At 69.8% G+C, this 22412-nt stretch carries 13 protein-coding genes; 5 read left to right on the forward strand and 8 right to left on the reverse strand.

From position 1 onward, the window contains the following. Positions 1 to 46 precede the first annotated feature (46 nt). From AC3ERS_RS03115 to AC3ERS_RS03125, 3 genes are read right to left on the reverse strand one after another with little or no spacing between them, the layout of a single operon-like run. Positions 47 to 3517, reverse strand: coding sequence for a hypothetical protein (locus AC3ERS_RS03115; protein WP_431963214.1), 3471 nt, complete (start codon positions 3515 to 3517; stop codon positions 47 to 49). Then, a complete protein-coding gene (locus AC3ERS_RS03120) occupies positions 3514 to 5601 on the reverse strand; it encodes an outer membrane protein assembly factor BamB family protein (RefSeq protein ID WP_431963216.1) in 2088 nt (695 codons plus the stop codon). Before AC3ERS_RS03120 ends, AC3ERS_RS03115 begins: the two co-directional genes overlap by 4 nt. Next, positions 5598 to 8444 carry a relaxase family protein gene (locus tag AC3ERS_RS03125; RefSeq protein ID WP_431963218.1) on the reverse strand — a complete coding sequence of 949 codons (2847 nt, stop codon included), beginning with the start codon at positions 8442 to 8444 and terminating at the stop codon, positions 5598 to 5600. Before AC3ERS_RS03125 ends, AC3ERS_RS03120 begins: the two co-directional genes overlap by 4 nt. 288 nt (positions 8445 to 8732) lie before the next feature. On the opposite strand from AC3ERS_RS03125, the gene AC3ERS_RS03130 reads away from it, so the two are divergent. The 3 genes from AC3ERS_RS03130 (at position 8733) to AC3ERS_RS03140 (ending at position 14828) form a co-directional block, all read left to right on the forward strand. After that, on the forward strand, positions 8733 to 10262 hold the full coding sequence (locus AC3ERS_RS03130) for an alpha/beta hydrolase (RefSeq protein ID WP_431963220.1): 1530 nt from the start codon (positions 8733 to 8735) through the stop codon (positions 10260 to 10262). 135 nt (positions 10263 to 10397) lie between these two features. Then, positions 10398 to 11738: a glutamine synthetase family protein gene (locus AC3ERS_RS03135; RefSeq protein WP_431963222.1), complete on the forward strand. Its 1341-nt coding sequence runs from the start codon at positions 10398 to 10400 to the stop codon at positions 11736 to 11738. 36 nt (positions 11739 to 11774) lie between these two features. After that, positions 11775 to 14828 carry a bifunctional [glutamine synthetase] adenylyltransferase/[glutamine synthetase]-adenylyl-L-tyrosine phosphorylase gene (locus AC3ERS_RS03140; protein ID WP_431963224.1) on the forward strand — a complete coding sequence of 1018 codons (3054 nt, stop codon included), beginning with the start codon at positions 11775 to 11777 and terminating at the stop codon, positions 14826 to 14828. A 132-nt stretch (positions 14829 to 14960) separates the two neighbouring features. Here the strand turns inward: AC3ERS_RS03140 and AC3ERS_RS03145 are convergent, their stop codons facing one another. Then, positions 14961 to 15227, reverse strand: coding sequence for a hypothetical protein (locus AC3ERS_RS03145; RefSeq protein ID WP_431963226.1), 267 nt, complete (start codon positions 15225 to 15227; stop codon positions 14961 to 14963). Between the two features lie 123 nt (positions 15228 to 15350). On the opposite strand from AC3ERS_RS03145, the gene AC3ERS_RS03150 reads away from it, so the two are divergent. Both AC3ERS_RS03150 and AC3ERS_RS03155 read left to right on the forward strand, forming a co-directional pair. Further along, positions 15351 to 16292: an endonuclease/exonuclease/phosphatase family protein gene (locus AC3ERS_RS03150; protein WP_431963228.1), complete on the forward strand. Its 942-nt coding sequence runs from the start codon at positions 15351 to 15353 to the stop codon at positions 16290 to 16292. 158 nt (positions 16293 to 16450) lie between these two features. Continuing rightward, entirely contained in the window at positions 16451 to 17905 is a 1455-nt protein-coding gene (locus AC3ERS_RS03155) for a neutral zinc metallopeptidase (protein ID WP_431963230.1), read from the forward strand. A gap of 21 nt (positions 17906 to 17926) precedes the next feature. Here AC3ERS_RS03155 and AC3ERS_RS03160 read toward each other — a convergent pair whose 3' ends face one another. The 4 genes from AC3ERS_RS03160 to AC3ERS_RS03175 form a co-directional block, all read right to left on the reverse strand. After that, a complete protein-coding gene (locus AC3ERS_RS03160; RefSeq protein ID WP_431963232.1) occupies positions 17927 to 18394 on the reverse strand; it encodes a 6,7-dimethyl-8-ribityllumazine synthase in 468 nt (155 codons plus the stop codon). A 9-nt stretch (positions 18395 to 18403) separates the two neighbouring features. Next, positions 18404 to 19243, reverse strand: a complete 840-nt coding sequence (locus AC3ERS_RS03165; RefSeq protein ID WP_431963234.1) for an alpha/beta hydrolase — start codon at positions 19241 to 19243, stop codon at positions 18404 to 18406. Further along, positions 19240 to 20625 (reverse strand): M20 family peptidase, encoded by a 1386-nt coding sequence (locus tag AC3ERS_RS03170; RefSeq protein ID WP_431963236.1) that lies wholly within the window; start codon positions 20623 to 20625, stop codon positions 19240 to 19242. The genes AC3ERS_RS03165 and AC3ERS_RS03170 overlap by 4 nt, the downstream gene beginning before the upstream one ends. A 122-nt stretch (positions 20626 to 20747) precedes the next feature. Then, complete coding sequence (locus AC3ERS_RS03175; RefSeq protein WP_431963238.1) at positions 20748 to 22397, reverse strand: CocE/NonD family hydrolase; 1650 nt, start codon at positions 22395 to 22397, stop codon at positions 20748 to 20750. Positions 22398 to 22412 lie beyond the last annotated feature (15 nt).

Genomic DNA, 22412 nt, shown 5'->3' on the forward strand with positions numbered 1-22412 from the left:
CCTATCCGACGCCCCTCCCCGGCCATTCGGTCTCCAGAGCACTCCGTCAGGCGTGCCATTCGGCGGGCAACACGATCGTGCCGACGAAGACGTTGCGTTGGGTGAGCTCGGGGGGCAGTTGCGGATCGCTTGGGCCGGAGAGGTTTTCGGTCTCCCGCAGCCGCAGGCGCAGGCGTCCCGTAGCCGCGACGGGCAGCGGTAGCGGCGGTATGGATCCGTCTTGGGCCCGCAGGACCGCATGCCCCGGCACGGGCCGCCAGGCAGGCAGCGCCGGTTCCAGGTTCGGGTCGTCGATGACGATGTCGACCTGTTCCGGCACCGCCGTGGCCGGGCAGGTCTCCAGGACGACCTCCAGGCGATTGAGCGGGGTGGGCGCGGTACCTGTCACCGCGATCTGCAGGTGCGATCCGTTTCGGTCGACGGTCACCCGGCGGTCGGGCAGCAGCGGGACACTTTCGGTGACGACCACAGGGGACAGGTGGAGCCCCTCGATGCTGTCGCGCTGATACCGTGCCACGGCCAGCCGGACGAACGGGTTGTAGGACTGACGGTTGCCAGGGACCGCGAGTTCCACATCGGCGAACCAGTGGTCTCCGCTCGGGGTGACCTGATACGGCACGACGGTGACTTGCTCGCCCAGTTCGGGCAGGTCCGCGAGGGCAGGCGGCGACGCCGAACGGAAGAACGACGACGGTGGGAACGGTTCGGTGGCCGGTGTCCCGAATACCGGGTCACGGCCCATGCGGCTGACCACACCACGCAATGCGTCTGCCGGGCCTCCGGCGGGGGCGACGACGACAGCGAGCTGTTCACCCTCGCCCGTCTCGTACCACGGGCGGGCCAGCTCCACCCGCAGGCGCTGCCCCGACCTCGTCAGTTCGATCCGGTTCACGCCGACCTGTTCCTGACGCCACCGGAACGCCGGAACCACGCCGAGCACCGTCGGCGCGGTCGGCCGCGCGGTGGACGGGATGTCGACCGGCGCCTGAGCGCGAGCGACCTCGAACGCGGACTCGGGTTCGCCGGCCTTGAAATACTGGCGGTACCGGCTGATCGCTTCGACCGTGTAGGTGACCGTGCGGTGTTTGGTGTCGCCGAACTCGTGCCGGAACCGCAACTGCGGTGCCGCGCCTGGCGGGATTGTCTGGCCGTGCACCCGAGCTACGGTGACCGGACGGGCACCCGGACCGGCCTGCGGCCCGACATCGGCGAATTCGGTCCACTCGGCCGCGATGTCGATCCGGCCCGTGCTGTCGGCGTCGAGCCCGGCAACCGGACCGGCCGACGCGAAGCTCGGTTCGAGCAGCGCGGTGGTGTCGTGGTGGTTCCGGATCACGGCCTCCGCCGGGAGATTCCACCGTGGTTCGAGCAGTGGACGTTTGACCGCGTGCACGACGAGGACGCGCCGCGGCGGCGTGACCACAGGGTTGCGGCCGCGTTTCGTGCTGTCGGGTGAGATCGCCGGTTCGCCCCCGGCGCCGCCCGCGAGAAAGTCGCTGATCGCCAGGTGGTTCGACAGCTCGCCGTCGAGCGTGGAGGTCAGCTCGATCGTCGCCTGCTTGCCCTTGGCCAGTGTCACTTTCAGTGTGTTGCCCGACCAGACCATCGTGATCGGCTTGACGCCGGGTTCCTCGTCGAGCCGAATCGTCTTCGGCGCGTGGTCCGGCCAGGACGACGACCAGCCGCTGACGTCGCTGATCGAGGTGGCCAGCCCGAGCTCGGTCTTCGCCACGAACGCGTGCACGCCGTCGGCCACCGGATCCGGGAGCCCCGCGCCGCTGCCGTCGGACTGCATGGCGCGCCGAGCGAGCGCGAACGATTCCTCGTCCGTCAGGTCGGGGTTGTCGAGCATGCGGTGTTGTTCGATCAGCGGAAAGGGCACCGTCGGCGGGCGCAGGACGCGCGATTCGGTGGCCGGGTAATCGGGGTCCGCGTCATGGATCTGCGCCACCGTCCTGTTGTGGTCGCTGCGGATCACGAGACGATCGATGGCCGCGCCCACCGCGAAGCTCGCGGTGCCGTGCAGCGTTGGCGGTAGGACGGGGTCGTGGCGCAGGTAACTGACGCTCACACTCGCGACCGTGGGGTCCTGCAATTCTTCGCGCGTCAGCCCGCCGCCTGCCATGTCGGCGATGCGCACGCGCATCTGATAGAGGTCGGCGAACCGCAGGGCAGGCAGGCTGCCCTGCGGTGTCTTGAACTCCCATTCGAAGTGGAAGGGCATGGGCTGGGCGGGATTGCGGACCGGTCCGGGGCTGTCGCCGGCCAAGTTCGGATGAGAGACAGCCAGGCTCCAGCCGTCCCAGCGCAGCACGACCTCGTCGGCGCGGAGCTGTCCGTCTGCGCCCCGCACCGCCGCGAACGGTTTGACATGCCCTTCTTCCTGGCCGCTGACGATCGGGATGTCGTTGACGCTGTAGGCGGCATCGCGTCCGCACACCGAAAGCCACTCCGCGCCCTCGCGGCGGACATCCACCCGGTAGCCGAGGACGAGATCGTCGGCCGAGAACACCGCGTCGCCGATCGAGGCGGCGCCGCGGCGACCCGCCGCGCCGCGCCGCTCGGCGAATTCCGCGCTCCGGCCGGGCCGGATCAAGGCGATGCCCGACGACCGGAACGGCGGCACAGTGGCCTGTTTCGGCGGGTTCAGCGCGAAATCGTGTGCGGCTTGGCGTAATCCGTCGGCCGCGCCGTCGACGTCGAAGGTCGCGATCGCCCAGTGACCCGGATCGTCCGGGGCGGTGGGGTCGGTGAGCGACACGGAGCTCGACAGGTCGAGGACGCCCGCGCGGATCAACGAGGCGGAGCCCGGGTCCGGTGCGGGCCGGAAGACGGTCTCGGTGAGTTCGTACCGCGTCCACGGTGCGGTCACGAGGTTGCGCAGGAAGGGTGGGTCGACACAGCGGACCGACAGCAGCCCGCTGCCCGGTTCCAGGTCGGCGACGTCGATGTCCAGCTCGAACACCAAGCCGAGCTCGAGCAGCACGGCGGGGTGCTCGCGCAGAGTGGCGACCGTGCGGTGGAAGTCGGTGATCACCGGCGGCGGCGGTTCGGCGCCGTCCGAGGCAGGCGGCGCGGTGGCGTCCGCCCACGCGGCGACCTCGGTCTTGATCGCGGCCTGGGTTTCCTCGCGCGTCTTCTCGGCCCCGGTTCGGACGAGTGTCCGCGCGGTGGTCGCGGCATTCCTTCCGACCTGGAATGTCTCCGACATCTCGGGCGCCGGAACCGTCTTCTGCTGCCATTCGTTGGCGAAACCCGCCTCACCGCCGAAGAATTCGGCCCACAGCTCCGATCTCGCCCGCGGTACCAGACGAACGTCGTGTTGCGCGATCCGTTCACCCGCCGGCGTGCGGAGACGCAGCTGGAACTCGGCCACATCGTTGAGAGTCGACGGCCAATCCCCGAGTCCGAGATCGGTGAGGGGGCCCTCCGCCAGCCGCGGAACGACGAGCACGCGCAGCGACGCTCGTTCCCCGTGCCTGCCGTCGGGGACGGCCACCCACAGCAATTCGCTCATTCTTCCCTCATCTCGTAGACGCGGGCGACGTTGTCGGCGCAGGCCGTGGCGAGCACGCTGCGATCGATTCCGGATGCCAAGTGGCTCACGGCTTTCGGATGGATGAGCCGCTCGATTTCGCGACCGGTGCCAGGATCGACGATCGCGACGACCTGATGCTCGGTCGCGATGGCGAGTTGCCCGTCCGCCCCGAACGCGAGGTCGTTGACGACGGCGCGGGTGGCGAGGCGGTGCAGCAGCACCGGTTGTGCGCCGTCGATACGCCAGAGATGACAGTCGTTTCCGGTCCCTGCGGTGGCGAGCAGCGCGGCATCGGGCGACACTTCCGCGGCAGTGACCTTGCCGGGATGTTCGAGCCGGAACCGGCGTTGCCCGGAGACGGCGTCGATGACCAGCGCGCTGCCGTCGTCGCTGGCGGTGACCAGGGTTGTGCCCGCGACCGCAAGGGCGCGGATCTTCCCGTCGTGCTCGAACGGGCTGTGCAGTTCGTCGCCGGTCGAGCCGGAGAGGATGCGGACCTTGCGGTCGAGGCAGGCGGTCGCGAGCCAGGCCGCCGCGGGCCCGAGCACGACATGGCTGACGCCCTGAGGATGCTGATGCGACCACAACGCCGTCTGATCGTCGGGGTTGGCGCCCGGTGTCCGGTCGAACAGTCGAGCGGTGCGGTCGGCACTCGCGGTCGCCACCCGCTTGCTGTCGTCGCTGAAGGCCACGGCGTTGACCGGTGCATTGTGTTTTCCGGTCCACCGGTCGCCGGTCAGCGTGTCGAAGTGCCTGCAGCGGCCGTCGCTGCTCGCGGTGACGACGCTGTGCCCGTCCGGACTGACCGCGACGTCGCCGATGGTTCCGGGATGGTCGCGCTCCAGCATCGCCTCGCCGGTCGCCGCCCGGAAGACGATGAGGTTGTTGTCTGCCGCCGCGGCGACGATCCCCGCCGCCGCGGCGCTCGTCGCCACCGCGGAGACAGGCGCTCGACAGTCGTGTCGTGAGCGTGCCGGGAGGCCGAGTTCGTAGACGAGCAGGGAGGTTTCGCCGACAGCGGCGAGGCGGGCGCCGTCGGCGCTCAGTGCCAGGTCGACGCACTCCAGACCGGGATCGGACCAGAGGGTCGCACCCGTTCGAGTATCGACGACGCTGATGCCTGCGCCCGACATATCGGGCGGCGCAGGTGGAACCGGGATGTTGAGGACCAGCTGCTTGTCGTTCGCGCGGAATGCGGCCGCGATGTTGATGGCGGGCCTGGTTTTCGGGAACCGATGCAGGACGCTGCCGTCGATCACGGAGATCAGGACCAGCTCCTGCTGACTCAGCTGCAGAATCATGCCATGGCCGGGACTGAAGGAGATCGCGCCGATCCATTGGTCGGCGCTGAAGAGCTCCGGCGCGTCGACGACCGACCGAACGACGGCGGAGCCGTCGGGGCCGGGTTCGAGCTGGAAGACGAAGATCGTCGCCTCGGGAGCGGTGGCGAAGAGGACGGCATCGTCGTCGTCGGTGAAGACCGCGGCGGACGCAACGTTCTCGTGATCACCCTCCGTCCACCGCAGCGTGCCCGTCGATGCCTCGACGAGCGAGGGACATCCTGTGCACATCAGCCGTGAATCGGCGGTGAACCCGGGAACGGCCATCGAAGAGCCCTGTTTGTGCAGCAGAGTGCCGCTGTCTGCCGCGAGCACGAAACTGTGTGGTGCTTCACCAGGTTCGGACACGCCGTCGACGCCGAGCAGCGTCGCATCCGGGCTGAACGCGAGGAACCCGGCTCCTGGGACCTCCCAGAGTTTCTCGCCGTTCGAGACCCGTAACAGCTGTATTCGCATGCCGTTGTTCTGGTCGAGCACGCTCACCGCGAGCCGCTGCGCGTCCGGTGTGAACGTCAGGTCGAGGCAGTTTTTCAGATCCGCTGTGGTCCAGACGATCTCGCCGGAGTTGCCATCGACGATGCTGAGGCCGCCCTCGTTCGCGCCGAAGAGTCGCCACCCTGCGCCGACGGCGAGCCAACGACCGTCAGGGCTGAAGGCGACTCGTTCCGCAAGGTGCGGCAGGTCGACGTGCAGTGGGATGTGGAAGTACTCGGATTCGTTCATCGCTCGTGACTTTCGGTCGTGACGGCAGCGAGCGGCGGCTGCTCGCGCCGCACGCCCGCGAAGGCGGATCGGTATTCGCGCCATTGCGCGAGGGCGGTGTCGGTGTCGCGAGCCATGAGGCGGCGACCAGGCGCTCCGGCGAGCACCCACTCGCCGCTGTCGAGTTCCACGCTGTCGGACCAGAGCGTCAGATCGATCTCGATCACCAGTGTCGCCCGTCCGACCAGCGCGTTGCGTTCGGACTGATAACTCAGCGAAAGGCACAGCTCGATCGACACGCTGATCAGACCGAGCACGTCGACACAGCCGCCGATGCGCAGGTATCCCGTCAGTGCCACGGCGCCGCTGGGCTCCAGCGTGTATCGCACGCCGCCCAGCGCGTGCACCTCGCCCGACGCGACGACGAAGTCGACGGCCACGAAGGCGCCGAATTCGAGCGACGCCTCGAGGCGTTTCAATCCGTCCCGGTCGAGTTGGATCTCGAGATAGCCACCGCCGCCGAACATCAGCACGCTGAGCTGGAAGGGATTGGCGCGGCTCGCGAAACCGAGCGCGACGCCGACCGGGTCACCGTTGAAGGGGATGTCGATGCCCGCGGTGAGAGCGATGTTGCGCATGACGAACGCGCCCGCGGCCACCGGCGGCAGCGGTAGCGAGTACCGCACCGCGACACCACGCGGGGACACGTCGAGCAGTTTGCCCGCCGAGCCGAGGTCGATCACGTCGCGCAACTTGTCCAGCAACTTCAGCTCGCCGAGGAACTCGGCGTCGACGCCGTCGACGGCGACGTCGGGCGCACCGCCGTCGCGCTGCGCGAAGGTCAGAGTCGCAAACGTCAGGCGCAGCACACGTTTCGGTCCCGGCGGCAACTCGAGCGTGAAATCTTTGACACTGCATACGGTTTCGTTGCGCTCGGCGCTCGCCGTGACGGAAAGGTCGAGTCGCGTGCTCGGTCGGGCGACGAAGGAACCCGCCGAGCGCAGCGTGATACCGCGCCACTGCATCCGGACCTCCGGCGGCGAACCCGCCTTCGGGATCGCGGTGATCTCCGGCGGTACCCGTAACTGGGTCAACAGCGATTTCAAGGGGAACCCGAGCAGCGCGGCCTGGTCGGAGGGAAACAGCGCCGCCGGATCGATCAAGCCGGTCGCCGGATGCGGCATGGCCTGGAGGTTGACCGGTCCCAACGTCCGCGAGATCGCGTTGGTGACGTACTTGGGGGCGACCAGCCCGCCCGACCTGTCGGCGCTCTTGGCGAAATCGATCTCCCTGCCCTGGTCCGGCAACATCTCCAGCAGGACGTCCTCGGATCCGTTGCGCAGGTACTTCTCCGTGAATCGCACCGACGAGAGCTGTGCGTCACCGCGCAGTACCCGCAGCGCGGGCAGCGCGATCTCCAACTGGGTGAGCGCCGGTCGGTATCCGCCGGTGAGATCGGCCTGCTGCGCGATGCCCGCGATGGTCACGCCGTGTACCTCGTGGACATCGCCGGGTCCGCGGGCGCGGGCGCCGACCAGGTCGACCGGTGTGGGCGCGAACCGGACCTGCGCGGTGCCATAGTCGGCGGCAAGCCGCTGAGCGAGTCCGGGATCGGTGAGCGAGGTCGACGTCGGGTTCATCGCGATCCGTGCCACGAAAAGCAGCGGCATGGTGAAGGTCGCGTTCGCGCCGCCGGTGGCGCACCGGATCGGAAACAAGACGGGTGCACCGGCGCTGGTCGTCGGACGGAAATGCGTGGCCTGCGTGCCGATTCCGGGCAGTGCGGTCATGCGCCACGCCGCGCCGGGAACGGTTGAATGGGGAGAGGCGATATCGGTGAAGGTCGTCTGGGTGATCTCGACCTCGCCGAGCGGGAATCGGCGGCGCATCGCCTCGGCGGCGGGCTCGCGCCGTATCGGCTCGACGATGGTGAGGATGCCGATTCGCCGGAGCACCGCGGCGCCGCCTGCCGTGGGGTGCGCGTCGAACTCGCGCGTCACCACCTCCAGGTATTCGGCCTCGTGGCCCAGCGGATACACGACACCTTCGAATCGGGCGCGAACCTTCATGTCGCGGCCGAGCGCCGTCTGCTGCTCCCATTCGAAGCCGGGCCACGCGCCGGCCGCGTACAGCGTCCCGCCGAGGGAACTGAGCTCGAGGCGAGTGGCGGTCGCCGGCCGGCTGTTCGTCTCCAAGGCGAGCCGGGTGCGCGCCGATCGAGGTAGCGCGAGCGTGTTGTTCGGCGCTTGCGGACCGAAGGCGGGATCCGCCGTATCGGCGAGCGCGGGATCGGCGACCCGCAGTGCGAGCCGCGCATCCGGCGCCGCACTCGTCGGCGACAGCGTGGCGTCGACCAGCCGGGTGCGCCACAGTCCGCTGACCTCTCCGTCCGAGACGGGCGCGCTCGGATGGCGGCACACCACAGCGCTGCCCGGCGTGTGTGTCGCGGGCGCGAGCAGTACCCGCCACGGCAACTCGATCGCGGTGTCGTTCGCCCCGGGGACACCGGAGGACACCACCAGCGGAACATTGCCGACGGCATCCAGAATGCCGCTCGCCGTCAAGGCGATCCGTCTGCCCTGGGGGACCTCGATCACGATACGGCTGGATCCGGAAAGGACCGCGCGCCAGCCGGGGACCGTCGTCCCCGCGGTTCCGGCCGGAAGCGACAGCGGCGCCGCCGAGGCAGGCGGCGAGCACTCCTCGCCCACGTGCTGCGGCGGAAACAACAGGCTCAGCCGCGCCTGGTTGCCTGCCGTCAGGACAGGTACGCCTGCCGGGCCCGCGCCGTCCGTCGTGAATCCAGACCAGCGGACACCGATCAGTAGATGGTCCGCGGGGCGAATCAGCAGTACCGACCCCATGGCGACGAACTCCCTTCGCCGCGCCTTGCCGACAGTGGCGCACGGCACCGGATTTCGATTACAAGCCTTGCCATTCTCTCGGCGAACGCAGCCGTGGGGACGCGTAGTGGACTACTCGAATCGAGGCGGCGGCGTCTCGAACGCCTGTGGGTTGCTCGATGTCGGCCACCCTGCTCATGGCTCCCTGGCCCGAAGTCGCGGCGTCGGATGCGCCGGTGAACGGGATTGCGGGCCCGCCTGTGCGGCATGGTCGCGGGGGCCGCGGGCACTCCCTGGCAGGATCGAGGCATGGAATGGCGTGGGCGTGGTGTGCTGGTAGCGGCGGTGCTGGCCATGGTTGCGGCCGGGTGCACCGTCGAGCGGGCGGAGCCGAAGGCACCGATGCCTGCGCCGGAGCAGGGGTTGGAGCGGTTCTACGAGCAGACGCCGGCGTGGGGGGAGTGCGCGGGGTTCGGGGATCCGAACGACCGGTTCCCGCCGAACGCGCAGTGCGCGAAGATCACGGTGCCGATCGATTACGCGAACCCCGACGGGCCGACAGCGCAGATCGCGTTGAGCAGGATCCCCGCCTCGGGGGCGAAGATCGGGTCGCTGCTGTTGAACCCGGGCGGGCCGGGGGTGTCGGGGCTGTCGATGTCGGGGATCGCCAATCGCACGCCGCTGTCGGAGCGCTTCGATCGGGTCGGGTTCGATCCGCGCGGTGTCGGCGCGTCGACGCCGTCGATCGCGTGCCTGACCCCGCAGGAGAACGACGCGGAGCGCGCCGAGCGCCCGGAGGAGAACACTCCCGAGGGGATCGCGGCCGCACAGGCCGAGAACAAGGAGTACGCCGACAAGTGCGTCGAGCGCAGCGGTGACGAACTGCTCGCGCACGTCGGCACCCGCGAGGTGGTGCGGGACATGGACGTGATCAGGGCGGTGCTCGGCGACCCGAAACTGACCTACCTCGGCTACTCGTACGGCACCAAGCTCGGCTCGCTGTACGCGGAGCAGTACCCGGACCGGGTGCGGGCGCTCGTGCTGGACGGCGCGGTCGATTCCTCGAAGGATCCGGTGCAGGAGTCGCTGCGCCAGGCGGCGGGTTTCCAGACCGCGTTCGACGCCTACGCCCGGCAGTGTGCCGAGGAACCGGACTGCCCGCTCGGCACCGATCCGGCCAAGGCCGTCGCGCGTTTCCGCGACCTGGTGAACCCGCTGTGGGACACGCCTGCCGCGACCACCGACCCGCGCGGCCTCAGCTACAGCGACGCCATGACCGGCGTCACCCAGACGCTCTACTCCGACGACCTGTGGCAGGTGCTCACCCTCGGCCTGGACGAACTGCGCGACGGCCGCGGCGACACCCTCCTGCAATTGGCCGACATGTACGACGGCCGCCGCGACGACGGCACCTACAACAACACCCAGGACGCCTTCAACGCCATCCGCTGCGTCGACGACCCTCGGGTCACCGATCCCGCGGTGGCGGGACGCCAGGACGCCGAGTACCGCAAGGCCGCGCCGTTCCTGGACGACGGCCGCGGCACCGGCCAGGCCCCGCTGGAGGTGTGCGCGAGCTGGCCGGTGCCGAACAGCGGCAACCCGCACCGGATCTCCGTGAACGGTCTGACGAAGGTCGTGGTGGTGTCCACGACCGACGATCCGGCGACGCCGTATCAGGCGGGCGTCGACCTGGCCGCCCAGCTGGACGCCGCGCTGATCACTTTCAACGGCAACCGCCACACCGCCGCGCTGGTGGCGGGCGATCAGTGCCTGGACGACGCGGTGACCGCCTATCTGGTCGATCTGGAGGCCCCCGAGCCGGGATTGACCTGCTGACGGCTCGCCGAAAGTGCTCACCGTCACACCGCCGCGGCGGTGAGCTTCGTCCCGAATAGTCCCTCGCGCACCCGAAACGCAATCCCGAGCACGGATGTAACACGGATTTAACGCCGGATGCTTACGCTCGCGGACATGGATCGCCAGAAGGAATTCGTGCTGCGGACGCTCGAAGAGCGGGACATTCGCTTCGTGCGGCTCTGGTTCACCGACGTCTTGGGCTACCTGAAATCCGTCGCCATCGCCCCCGCCGAGCTCGAGGGCGCCTTCGAAGAGGGCATCGGCTTCGACGGCTCGGCCATCGAGGGCTTCGCCCGGGTGTCGGAGGCCGATATGGTCGCCCGTCCCGATCCTTCCACTTTCCAGGTGCTGCCCTGGGCCACCAGCAAGGGGCATCAGCACTCCGCGCGCATGTTCTGCGACATCACCATGCCCGACGGTTCGCCGTCCTGGGCCGACCCGCGCCACGTGCTGCGGCGGCAGCTGAACAAGGCGGGCGATGTCGGGTTCAGCTGCTACGTGCACCCGGAGATCGAGTTCTTCCTGCTGAAGAACGGCCCGCAGGACGGCACCCCGCCGCACCCGGCCGACACCGGCGGCTTCTTCGACCAGGCGGTACACGACTCGGCCCCGAACTTCCGGCGCCACGCGATCGACGCGCTCGAGTCGATGGGCATCTCGGTGGAGTTCAGCCACCACGAGGGCGCGCCCGGCCAGCAGGAGATCGACCTGCGCTACGCCGACGCGCTGTCCATGGCCGACAACGTGATGACCTTCCGCTACCTGATCAAGGAAGTGGCCATCGACGAGGGCGTGCGCGCCACCTTCATGCCCAAGCCGTTCGCCCAGTACCCCGGCTCGGCGATGCACACGCACATGAGCCTGTTCGAGGGCGAGAACAACGCGTTCGCCGACCCCGACGACCCGATCAACCTCTCCGAGACCGCCCGCGCGTTCATCGCGGGCATCCTGGAGCACGCGCCGGAGATCAGCGCGATCACCAACCAGTGGGTGAACTCCTACAAGCGGCTCATCCACGGCGGCGAGGCCCCGACCGCGGCGTCGTGGGGCCGGTCCAACCGCTCCGCGCTGGTGCGCGTGCCGATGTACACGCCGAACAAGGCGTCCTCGCGTCGCGTCGAGATCCGCAGCCCAGATTCCGCCTGCAACCCCTACCTGGCGTTCGCGGTGCTGCTCGCGGCCGGCATGCGCGGCATCGAGAAGGGCTACACGCTGCCGCCGGAGGCCGAGGACGACGTGTGGTCGCTGACCTCCGCCGAGCGGCGCGCGATGGGCTTCCGCGAGCTGCCAGGCACGCTCGACGAGGCGTTGCAGGCGATGGAGCGCTCGGAGCTGGTCGCCGAGACCCTCGGTGAGCACGTCTTCGACTTCTTCTTGCGCAACAAGCGCCGGGAGTGGGCCGACTACCGCAGCCAGGTGACTCCGTTCGAGCTCAAGGAGTACCTCGGACTGTGACCTGGGCGCGCGAGCCGGGCATGTAGTTTTAAGACTATGGTCCGGCCACCGTCTGCGCGCTCCGCTGTCCCCGGTGTCGGTCGGCTCGGATTGCTCGAGCCGACGGCCGCAGCTTCGCTGCGCGAATTGGGCTGGGACAACGTCGAAAGCATTCCGGTCCTCTGGGCGCTGTCCAGGGCGCCCGACGCCGACCTGGCGCTGAGCACCCTGATGCGCCTTCGCGAGGGACTCGGAAGCGACTGGGCCGCAGTGGATTCCGCGCTGCGCACCGACAAGTCCTTGCGCGGCAGGCTTTTCGCGCTGGTCGGCTCGTCGAGCGCCTTCGGCGACCACCTGGTGGCCGAGCCCGCTTCGTGGCAGCTGCTGCGCCGCGCCGAGCTGCCGACGCGCGAGGACGTGCTCGCCGACCTGCTCGACGTCGTCGACGCGGTGCCGGAAGAGGGGTCGCACACATCGAACGCAGCGACGCATCGCGACTCGATGGGCCGGGGGACAGGCGGGCTGCTGTTCCGCGCCGGCATCGCGGGGCCCGAAGCGGTGCCGCTGCTGCGCAGGCGCTATCGCGACCAGCTGATGGTGCTCGCCGCGCTGGATCTGGCGGCCACCGTCGAGAACGAGCCGGTGCTGCCGTACCAGGTGGTCGGCATGCATCTCACCGATCTGGCCGACGCCGCGCTCACCGCGGCGCTCGCGGTCGCGGTCGCGCGGGTCTGCAAGGACGGCCAGGTCCCCGTCCGGCTCGCGGTGATCGCGATGGGCAAAAGCGGTGCGTGCGAACTGAATTACGTCAGCGACGTGGACGTGGTGTTCGTCGCCGAACCCGCCGACGCGATCGCGACCCGGCTGGCGGCCGAGACGATGAGCGTCGGCAGCCTGGCCTTCTTCGAAGTCGACGCGGCGCTGCGCCCGGAGGGCAAACAGGGAGCCCTGGTGCGCACCCTGGAGTCGCACCTCGCCTACTACAAGCGGTGGGCGCGCACCTGGGAGTTCCAGGCGCTGCTGAAGAACCGTCCGATGACGGGCGATCTCGAACTCGGGCGCCAGTACCGCGACGCGGTGATGCCGATGGTCTGGACCGCCTCGGAGCGCCCCGATTTCGTCGCCGACGTGCAGGCGATGCGCCGTCGCGTGGAAGACCTGGTGCCCGCCGATCTGCGCGAACGCGAACTGAAACTCGGCCACGGCAGCCTGCGCGATGTCGAATTCGCCGTGCAGCTCCTGCAATTGGTGCACGGCAGGGTGGACGAGTCGCTGCACGTGCAGGGCACCGTCGAGGCGTTGACGGCGCTCGCCACGGGCGGTTACGTCGGCAGGGACGACGCCGCGAATCTCACCGCCTCCTACGAATTCCTGCGGCTGCTCGAACATCGGTTGCAGCTGCAACGGCTCAAGCGCACCCACACGCTGCCCGCCACCGACGACGAGGAGGGCATGCGCTGGCTGGCCCGCGCCGCCCACATTCGTCCCGACGGCAGGCAGGACGCGGTCGGCGTGCTCGGCTCCGAGATCCGCCGGAACGCGGTGCGGGTGCGGCGATTGCACGCGAAGCTGTTCTACCGGCCGCTGCTGGACGCGGTGGCCCGGATGGACTCCGACGCGCTGCGGCTGAGCCCGGACGCCGCCGTCCGGCAGCTGGCCGCCCTCGGCTACGCGGCGCCGGAGAACGCCCTCGGCCACCTCAAGGCGCTCACCGGCGGGGTCTCTCGCAAGGGTCGCATCCAGGCGCTGCTGCTGCCCACCTTGCTCGAATGGCTCGGTGACACACCGAATCCCGACGCGGGCCTGCTCGCCTACCGCCGGGTGTCGGAGGGACTGGACGACCAGATCTGGTTCCTGCGCGAGCTGCGCGACGAAGGCGCGATCGCGCAGCGGCTGATGATCGTGCTCGGCTCCTCGGAATACCTGCCCGATCTGCTGATCAACGCGCCGGAAACGATCCGCATGTACGCCGACGGTCCCGGCGGCTCGCTGCTGCTCGTCCCGCAACCCGAGGACGTCGCGCGCGGCATCCTCATGGCATCGGCCCGCTACGAGGACCCGAAACGGGCTGTGGCGGCGGCCCGTTCGCTACGCAGGCACGAACTCGCCAGGGTGGCCTCGGCCGACCTGCTCGGCATGCTCGAGGTGCCAGAGGTGTGCCGGGCGCTGTCGTCGGTGTGGGTGGCGGTGCTGGAGGCCGCGCTCTCGGCGGTGATCCGGGCGACCGAAGCGGAGACGGGAGCGTCCGCGCCCGCCGACTTCGCGGTGATCGGCATGGGCAGGCTCGGCGGGATGGAGCTCGGCTACGGCTCCGACGCCGATGTGCTGTTCGTCTGCGATCCGCGCCCCGGCGAGGACGAGACCAAGGCCGTGAAATGGGCCATCGGCGTCGCCGAGAAGGTGCAGCGGATGCTCGGCGCGCCGAGCACCGATCCGCCGCTGCACGTCGACGCGGGCTTGCGGCCGGAGGGACGCAACGGCGCGCTGGTGCGCACCCTCGCGGCCTACCGCGCCTACTACGAACAGTGGGCGCAGCCGTGGGAGGTGCAGGCACTGCTGCGCGCGCACCAGATCGCGGGCGATCAGGGGCTCGGGCTGCGCTTCCTGCACGTCATCGACAAGGTGCGCTACCCGGTGGGCGGTGTCTCGGCGGAGGCGGTGCGCGAGATCCGCCGCATCAAGGCCAGGGTGGACGCCGAACGCCTGCCCCGCGGCGCGAACCCCGCGACGCACACCAAGCTCGGCCGCGGCGGCCTGGCCGACGTCGAATGGACCGTGCAGCTCATGCAGCTGCGCCACGCTCACGAGGTGCCCGCGCTGCACAACACCTCCACCCTGGAATCGCTCGACGTCATCGAGGAGACGAAACTCCTGGACGCCGAGGACGTCGCGCTGCTGCGCGACGCCTGGCTCACCGCGACCAAGGCGCGCAACGCCTTGGTCCTGGTGCGCGGCAAGGCCACCGACCAGCTGCCCGGCCCCGGCCGCCTGCTCTCGGCGGTCGCGCGGGTGGCGGGGTGGCGCAACGACGACGGCAGCGAATTCCTCGACAACTACATGCGCATCACGCGGCGCGCGAAAGCGGTGGTGGAGCGCGTCTTCGGGGCGTGAAGCAGGCATGCCGCGCTGGAGAGCGGGCAGGGTCCCGCGAGCACGGCGCGGTGAGCGCGGCGGCCAGTGGGAGGCATTCCACGATGCGTGCGTCGACGCCGCGCCGGGAGATTCGTTCCGCGCGATGCGGCCTCAGCGGCGATGCAGTCTGTCGACGAACGCGCGCAACGCGAGCCGATCCTCCTCGGGTCCGCGACGGCCGCCTGTCACCGTCACCGTCACGGGGCTGCCCGCTGTCATCGGCAGCACGTCCCACGCCACCGGCAAGACCAGCGCGTGCACGTCGCGTCCGCCGCAGCTGACGGTGACGCGTGAGGTGTAGCGGCCCGCGAGCATCGCGAGTTCCTCAGCGTCGTCGGCCGATAGCGGTCCAGCGGCCGTGAACTCTTCGATATACATCGTGGATACCCTCGTGTCCGCGCGGCATCGGCGCCGCTCTCGCCAGTGTAGGAATTGTGCGGATCCTGTGGCGTTATGGATCGCACAAGTTTTCCGCAGGCGAAGCCGCCTAGGGTCGATCGCATGCGTGTATGGGTGAACCGGGTGCTGCTCGCTCTGGGGTGGTGCGCTCTGGCCGTCGGAATCGTGGGCGTCGTGCTGTATTTCAGCACGTGGCAGCGGCGGTTGCCGGTGCTCGTCGCCTCTGGGGCCTCGTATCTGATGCTCGGCGCGGTGGTGGGGCTGCTGCTGTTCGTCGTCGCCAGGGGATGGCGCAGCGCGGCGGCCGCGGGCGTCGTCGCGGTCGCGGTGCTGTGGACGCAGCTGCCGTTGTTCGTGCCGGACGGGCGGGCGGCGAGCGGCCCGGAGATCCGGGTGCTCCAGTCGAATCTGCTGTTCGGCGGCGCCGACCTGCCCGTGGTGGTGCGCGAGGTCCGCGAGCGTCGGGTGGACGTGCTCACGCTCGAGGAGCTGACACCCGAGTCGGCCGCGCGGCTGACCACCGAACTGGCCGGCGAGCTCCCGTACCACTACCTGGAACCGGGGAGCTGGGGATCGGGGAGCGGCATCTTCAGCCGATACCCGTTGCGCGACACCAGGAAATACGACGGCTTCGTGATGGCCAATCTCTCGGCCACGATGGAGCACCCGCAGCGCGGGCCGGTCGCGGTCTACGCCTTCCACCCGATGCCGCCGCCGCTGGATTTCGCGGCGTGGAGCGCGGAGATGCGGCATATCCGCGAAATCCTGGACGCGCAAACCGGTCCGGCGCTCGTCGGCGCGGATTTCAATGCGACACGCGATCATTCGGCCTTCCGTGATCTGGTGCGTGACCGATTCGACTCGGCCGCCGATCTGGCCGGAGCGGGCCCACTGCCCACCTATCCGACCGACCGGCCGTGGGGACCGGTGATCGGCATCGACCACATCCTGATCGCAGGCGGCACCGCCGAAGAGATGGAGAGCCTGTCCATCCCGGGCTCGGACCACCGCGCGGTGTTCGCCGTGCTGAGGTTCGACGCCTGACCGGCGCGCGGTGCGCTCGGCCCAGGAACCCAGGGCGCGCAACGCGATACGCGCGCACGGATGCCAGCGATTACCATGTGAACGCTCGACCGGCGGTGTGGGTAGACCACCGTCCGGCGGCGCGGGCGAGTGCCCGCAGGACCGGGGAGGAAGACCTGATGAGGACCAAACGGCTGCGGTTCGCCGCGATCGCGGTGCTGACGGCGGTCGGCGCGACGCTCGCCGGCTGCGGCAGTTCGCAGACCACGACGAGCTCGGAGGGCGTCACCGCCGTCGATCCGAACAACCCGTGGATGGCGGCGGGCGCGGCGACCAGCACCGGCCCGAGCGGCCCGCGCCCCGGCGTGCCGGACGCGCCGCTGACGGCGGAGAACGGCGACGGCGGACGGGTCGACCGGCTCGCCCTCAACGCCATCGGCGACATCGAAGAGTTCTGGAAGGCCGAGTACGCCAAGACTTTTCCCGGCGCCTTCAAGCCGGTGGACAAATACATCTCCTGGGACGCGCGCGCCCCCAAGGAGCAGTCGGTGAAGTTCTGCAAGGCTGACACCTACAAGCTGGTCAACGCGGCCTACTGCGGGCTCGACCACACCATCGGCTGGGACCGCAGGGTGCTGCTGCCGCTGCTGGAGGACAAGTACGGTCCGATGTCCGTGGTGATGGTGCTCGCGCACGAGTACGGGCACGCCATCCAGGGGCAGGCCAAGATCGCCGGGCTGTTCACCGGCGCGCTGGTCAAGGAGCAGCAGGCCGACTGCCTGGCGGGCGTGTTCCTGCGGCATGTCGCCGAGGGCGACGCGCCGCACTTCACCATGAACATGACCGACGGACTGGACGGCGTGCTCGGCGCCACCATCGCGGTGCGCGACACCGATCCCAGCGACCCCGACAACGTGCACGGCTCGGCCTTCGAGCGGGTGACCGCCGTGCAGCTCGGCTACACCGAGGGCGCCGAAGCCTGCAAGAGGATCGACAAGAAGGAGATCAAGCAGCGTCGCGGCGACCTGCCGGTGACCTTCGAGGTGGACGACGAGGAGAACCAGCAGCTTCCGGTGGACCAGGCCTCGCTGACCAGCGTGAGCCAGGCGCTGGCCAAGAACTTCCCGCTCACCGCCGCACCGAAGTTCGACTACTCCGGCGTGGTGCGCAACTGCTCGAAGGTCACCGCCACCGAACCGGTCTCGTACTGCCCGAGCACGAACACGATCGGCACCGACGTACCGAAACTGGCCCAGCGCGGTGGTCCGCTCGACGGCGACGCCGAGCCGCTGTCCGCGGTCGTGCAGGGTGACTACAACGCATTCGTCGTGTTCGTCTCCCGCTACATGCTCGCCGTCCAGCAGGAGCGCAAACTCTCGCTGACCGGTGCGGCGACCGCGGGCCTGCGCACCGCCTGCCTCAGCGGCGCCTTCACCACCAAGCTGAGCGAGCCGACAAGCGACCCGCGCCTGTCGGCGAACGACCTCGACGAGGCTGTCTCCGGACTGCTCGCCGACGGGCTTGCCGCCGCCGACGTGGACGGCAAGGTCGTGAAGAGCGGCTACCAGCGGCTCGAGGCGTTCCGCACCGGTGTGCTCGACGGCGAGCAGGCCTGCATGACCAAGTTCCGGTGAGCGGGTCCGCCGCGGCCGGAGTTATTCGGCCGCGGCGGGCAGCGCGCGCAGCGAGCTGAGCGTGGTCGCCAGCGCGCGGGCGGCCTCGGCGCCCTTGGTCACGAAATGCCCGGTGAAGTAGTCGACGTGCTCACTGTGCTCGTGGAAGTGGTGCGGGGTGAGCACGACGGAGAAGACTGGCACGTCGGTGTCCAGCTGCACGCGCATCAGCCCGTCGATCACGGCCGAGGCGACGAAATCGTGCCGGTAGATGCCGCCGTCGACCACCAGCGCGGCCGCCACGATCGCCGAGTACCTGCCGGTCTGGGCGAGCCGCTTGGCGTGCAGCGGAATCTCGAACGCGCCGGGCACTTCGAAGACGTCGATGGTGGCCGGGTCGAAGCCCAGGTCGGTGTATTCCGCGGTGAAGCCCTCCAGGGCCTTGCCGACGATCGAGCTGTGCCAGGTGGCGCGGACGAACGCGACGGATCTGGTCGGTGTGGTTCCCATGACCGGATCCTACGGCTCGGTGATGTGCGCCTCCAGCCATGTCACCACGTCGGTGAGCACCCGGTCCTGCTCCGGCTCGTTGAAGATCTCGTGGTAGAGGCCGTCGTAGCGGATGACGGTCAGGTCCTTCGAGGCCGCGCCGCGTTCGATCAGGTCGGTGCTGGACGGAGCCGCGAGGACGTCCGCGGTGCCGTGCAGCACCAGCAGCGGGACGGTGAGCTTGTCCAGCCGTCGCTTGACCGTGTCGGTGGCGTTGAGGATCTCGGTGCCGGTGCGGGCCGGGAGCTTGCCGCGGTAGACCAGCGGATCGGCGTCGTAGGCGGCGACCACCGCGGGGTCGCGGCTGATCATCGACGAATCCAGTGTCAGCACGCCGAGATTCGGCGTCAGCCGGGACAGCACCGGCGCAAGTAGTCGCTGTGCCGGATTGCCGACCGGAATGTCCAGCGGCGGGGCGGAGAGCACGATGCCCGCCACGTCGATCGGCCCGCGGGTGGCCAGATACAACGTGATCAGGCTGCCCATCGAGTGCGCGACCAGGAACTTCGGCACGCCGGGCTGCTCGCGGGCGGCGATGTCGAGCATGCCCTCGACGTTGTCGGCGGAGCCCGCCATGGAGCCGATGTTGGCCTTGCTGCCCGCCGACTTGCCGTGGCCGAGGTGATCGAGCGCGTAGACCGCGAACCCGGCGTCGGCCAGCCGCTTTCCGACGTGGCCGTACCGGCCGGAATGTTCGGCGATGCCGTGCACCAGCACCACCACCGCCTTGGCCGTGGTCTCGGGAAGCCATGCGCGCCAAGCGATCCGGCTGCCCGTGCCCTCGAAATCGCCGTCCTCGATGCGGGTCACCTGCGCTCCTCTCGGGTAGAACCATGCGCGAGTTCCTCGATCAGCCGCCGATTGAACTCGATGAGCCGAGCGTAGTTCACCCGGGAGATGCGCTCGTCGGTTCCGTGGATTGTCGCCAGGTCGGCCTCGGTCAGCACGATCGGCGCGAAGTTGCACCGAGTAGCGGCGAGATCGTCGTAGTGGCGCGAGTCGGTGGCGCCGGGCACCAGGCCGGTGGTGACGGCGATGCCGGGGACGATGGTCTCGGCCAGCCGGGCGACCAGCTCGAACGCGGGGCCGGGCGCAGTGGTCTGCGACGGTTCCGACGACATCCCGACCAGCTCCAGCTGCACGCCGGGATCGCGAATCACCTTGCGGCAGTGCGCGAGCACCCCGGCCACCGAATCGCCGGGCAGGATGCGGAAATTGACGAGCGCCTCGGCGCGCTGCGGCAGCACGTTCGCCTTCACGCCGCCGCTGATCACGGTGGGGGCGGTGGTGGTGCGCACCAGCGCCTCGGTCTGCGGGCGGGCGGCCATGATCCGGGTGATCATCGGCCCAGCGAGACCGGCGATCCCGAACAACCGCCTGCGGGTCTCCGGCATCACCGCGCGCAGCCGGGTGAGCATGTCGGCGATCACCGGCGTCAGCCGCAGCGGCATCGGATGATCCTGGATCCGCCCCACCGCCCTGGCGATCCGGCCGACGGCGGTCTGCCTGCCCGGCATCGAGGAATGCCCGCCGGTCTGCTGCACCTGGAGCCGCACGGTGGCATAGCCCTTCTCGCCCAGCATGATCGAGGCCACCGGCCGGTCGACGCCGTCGGCGACGCCCTCGGTGATCACGCCGCCCTCGTCCAGCAGCAGCTCCGCGCGCACGCCGTGGCGGCGCAGATGATCCGCCATCCGGACGGCTCCCTCGTCGCCGAAGATCTCCTCGTCGTGCCCGAAGGCGAGGTAGACGGTGTGCCGGGGTCGCACGCCTTCGGCCAGCGCGGACTCCACCGCTTCCAGAATGGCGATCAGCCTGCTCTTGTCGTCGATGGCGCCGCGACCCCAGACGAACTCGTCGTCCACGACGCCGTCGAAGGGGGGATGGGTCCAGCGTCGTGCGTCGTCGACCGGCACCACGTCCTGGTGGGCGAGCAGGATCGCGCACACAGGTCCCGGTTCGGCGCCGGGCCAGCGGTAGAGCCTGCTGTGGCCGAACAGCTCGAGCTCGAGCTCGGCGTGCACCAGCGGGAACGAGCGCTCCAGGTGCGCGGCGAGCTGCTCGAAGGCGGCGTCGGCGGCGTCGGCGGCGCCGGTCGAGTCCTCGGTGGACACCGTGGCGCAGCGCAGCGCCGCGGCGAGCCGCTCGGCGACGAGGTCGTCGACCCCGGCGGGGGTGGTCTCTGGCGTCATCGGGCACCGGTCGGGGGCGGCGTGTTCGTGAACATCACTGCATTCTTCAACACGGGCGGCGGCGACTGGGACAGGTCGGTCGGCTCGCCCCTTCGCGCGACCGGGACGGACGGCTCGCTTCGTCACCGCGCGGCGGGCAGGTCGACGGAGGTCGCCGGGTCGTTCAGGATGTCGGGACCGAGCTGGAAGCTCTTCTCGACGCGCCACCTGGCGTGCATGTCGGGCGTGCCGCCGGTGAGGTCGGGGCTGCGCGGGGCGGTGAGCACGGGCAGTTCCACGTAGGCGGCGTGCACGGTGACCGCGGCATTGCTCGGCGCGTGCGACCAGACGTCGTCGACCACGTCGGTGATCTTCGCGCCGAGCCGATGGCCCGCGGCCAGCGGCCAGTCCTGGGCCAGCAGCCGGAGATCGACCTCGGGGCGCACCGGGGCGATGCCACGGGTGACGATGGTGGCGCGTCCGTCCGGCGCGATGTCGTAGAGCTCGACGGCGACCGTGGCCGACTCGGGACCGGTGAGCCGCAGCGCGGCCGTCGCCATGCCGGACAGGTGCGTCGGTTCCGCCGACGGCTGTGACACCGACCAGATCTCGCGATCGCGGCCGGGCAGCAGACCGCGATCGATATAGGAACCGGTCCGCAGTGGCAGGACGATGCGCGCCGAATCCGCAGGCGGCCACGCCGTTTCGGAACGCCAGCCGCCGTCGAACTGGCCCACCCTGACCCGGGGGCCCGGCACCTCGACGTCCTTGCCCGCCACGTGCCGGTCGAAGAACGCCATCAGCTCGGCGTCGAAGAAGGATGTGCCGCATTTGGCGTGGCAATCGGTGTGGCCCCACTGGCCGAACCAGGCGCGGTGTTCGCCGGGGCCCAGGCCCTGCCACATCTCGAAAACGCGGTCCGGCCGGGTGTTGGCGTCGAGGAAGCCCTGGCTGACGAACAGCGGAATGGTGGTGCCGCGCAGGTCGTCCACGAGGTCGCGCTCGCGCCACCCGGGGTTGGCCGCGTCGTGGTCGGTGGTGAGGTCGACGTAGCGCTCGGCGCAGCCCGGCGGCATACTCACCGCGTTCGCCTGATACTCGGGCGAGTCGTCCCAGTGCGCCGGGGTGGAGGCGATGGCGAGATGCTCCAGCCCGACCTGGTCGGCGGGCCGGATGCCGTTGTCCGTCACCGGTTTTCCGGAGAACTTCCACGAGACGCCGCGCATGTACAGATACGAGTACGGGTCCACCACCGGCGCGAACGCGGCCACCGCGGCCAGGCCCTTGGGTTTCGCCGCGAGCGCGAGCATGCCCGTCCACGCCTCGTAGGAGGTGCCTGTCATACCGACCCGCCCGGTCGACCATGGCTGCGAAGCGGCCCATTCCACCGCGGTGACCACATCCGACCGTTCGCCCGGCCCGCCGTAGTCCGGGCAGCCGTTCGAGCCGCCGAACCCGCGCAGATCCACCAGCACGTAGGTGTAGCCCGCGCGCAGCGCCTCATCGGCCGGCAGGTTCTCGACGGACGGGCCGCCTTCCGGGAGCGGGTGGGTCAGGTAGGCCAGGTGCGAGCGGTACGGGCTCACGGTGAGCAGCACCGGCGTCTTGGCGTCGTCGGCGAGGCCGGGCGGGCGCAGCACGTCCGCGTGCAGGCGGGTGCCGTCCGGTGCGGTCAAGTAGGTCTGCCACCACGTGAACGGCACGCTGGGCGGTTCAGCCGCCACGGGCGTCGCCACCCCCAGCATCAACGCCACCCCGGCCGCCACCCGCGCCACCACAGAACCCACTCGCACCAGAGGACTATGGTG

The organism is Nocardia sp. bgisy134 (assembly GCF_057708325.1).

Excerpts from the sequence above, each read along its gene's own strand:
- AC3ERS_RS03115 (WP_431963214.1), bottom strand. The coding sequence starts at position 3,517 with ATGAGCGAATTGCTGTGGGTGGCCGTCCCCGACGGCAGGCACGGGGAA.
- AC3ERS_RS03120 (WP_431963216.1), bottom strand. The coding sequence starts at position 5,601 with ATGAACGAATCCGAGTACTTCCACATCCCACTGCACGTCGACCTGCCG.
- AC3ERS_RS03125 (WP_431963218.1), bottom strand. The coding sequence starts at position 8,444 with ATGGGGTCGGTACTGCTGATTCGCCCCGCGGACCATCTACTGATCGGT.
- AC3ERS_RS03130 (WP_431963220.1), top strand. The coding sequence starts at position 8,733 with ATGGAATGGCGTGGGCGTGGTGTGCTGGTAGCGGCGGTGCTGGCCATG.
- AC3ERS_RS03135 (WP_431963222.1), top strand. The coding sequence starts at position 10,398 with ATGGATCGCCAGAAGGAATTCGTGCTGCGGACGCTCGAAGAGCGGGAC.
- AC3ERS_RS03140 (WP_431963224.1), top strand. The coding sequence starts at position 11,775 with ATGGTCCGGCCACCGTCTGCGCGCTCCGCTGTCCCCGGTGTCGGTCGG.
- AC3ERS_RS03145 (WP_431963226.1), bottom strand. The coding sequence starts at position 15,227 with ATGTATATCGAAGAGTTCACGGCCGCTGGACCGCTATCGGCCGACGAC.
- AC3ERS_RS03150 (WP_431963228.1), top strand. The coding sequence starts at position 15,351 with ATGCGTGTATGGGTGAACCGGGTGCTGCTCGCTCTGGGGTGGTGCGCT.
- AC3ERS_RS03155 (WP_431963230.1), top strand. The coding sequence starts at position 16,451 with ATGAGGACCAAACGGCTGCGGTTCGCCGCGATCGCGGTGCTGACGGCG.
- AC3ERS_RS03160 (WP_431963232.1), bottom strand. The coding sequence starts at position 18,394 with ATGGGAACCACACCGACCAGATCCGTCGCGTTCGTCCGCGCCACCTGG.
- AC3ERS_RS03170 (WP_431963236.1), bottom strand. The coding sequence starts at position 20,625 with ATGACGCCAGAGACCACCCCCGCCGGGGTCGACGACCTCGTCGCCGAG.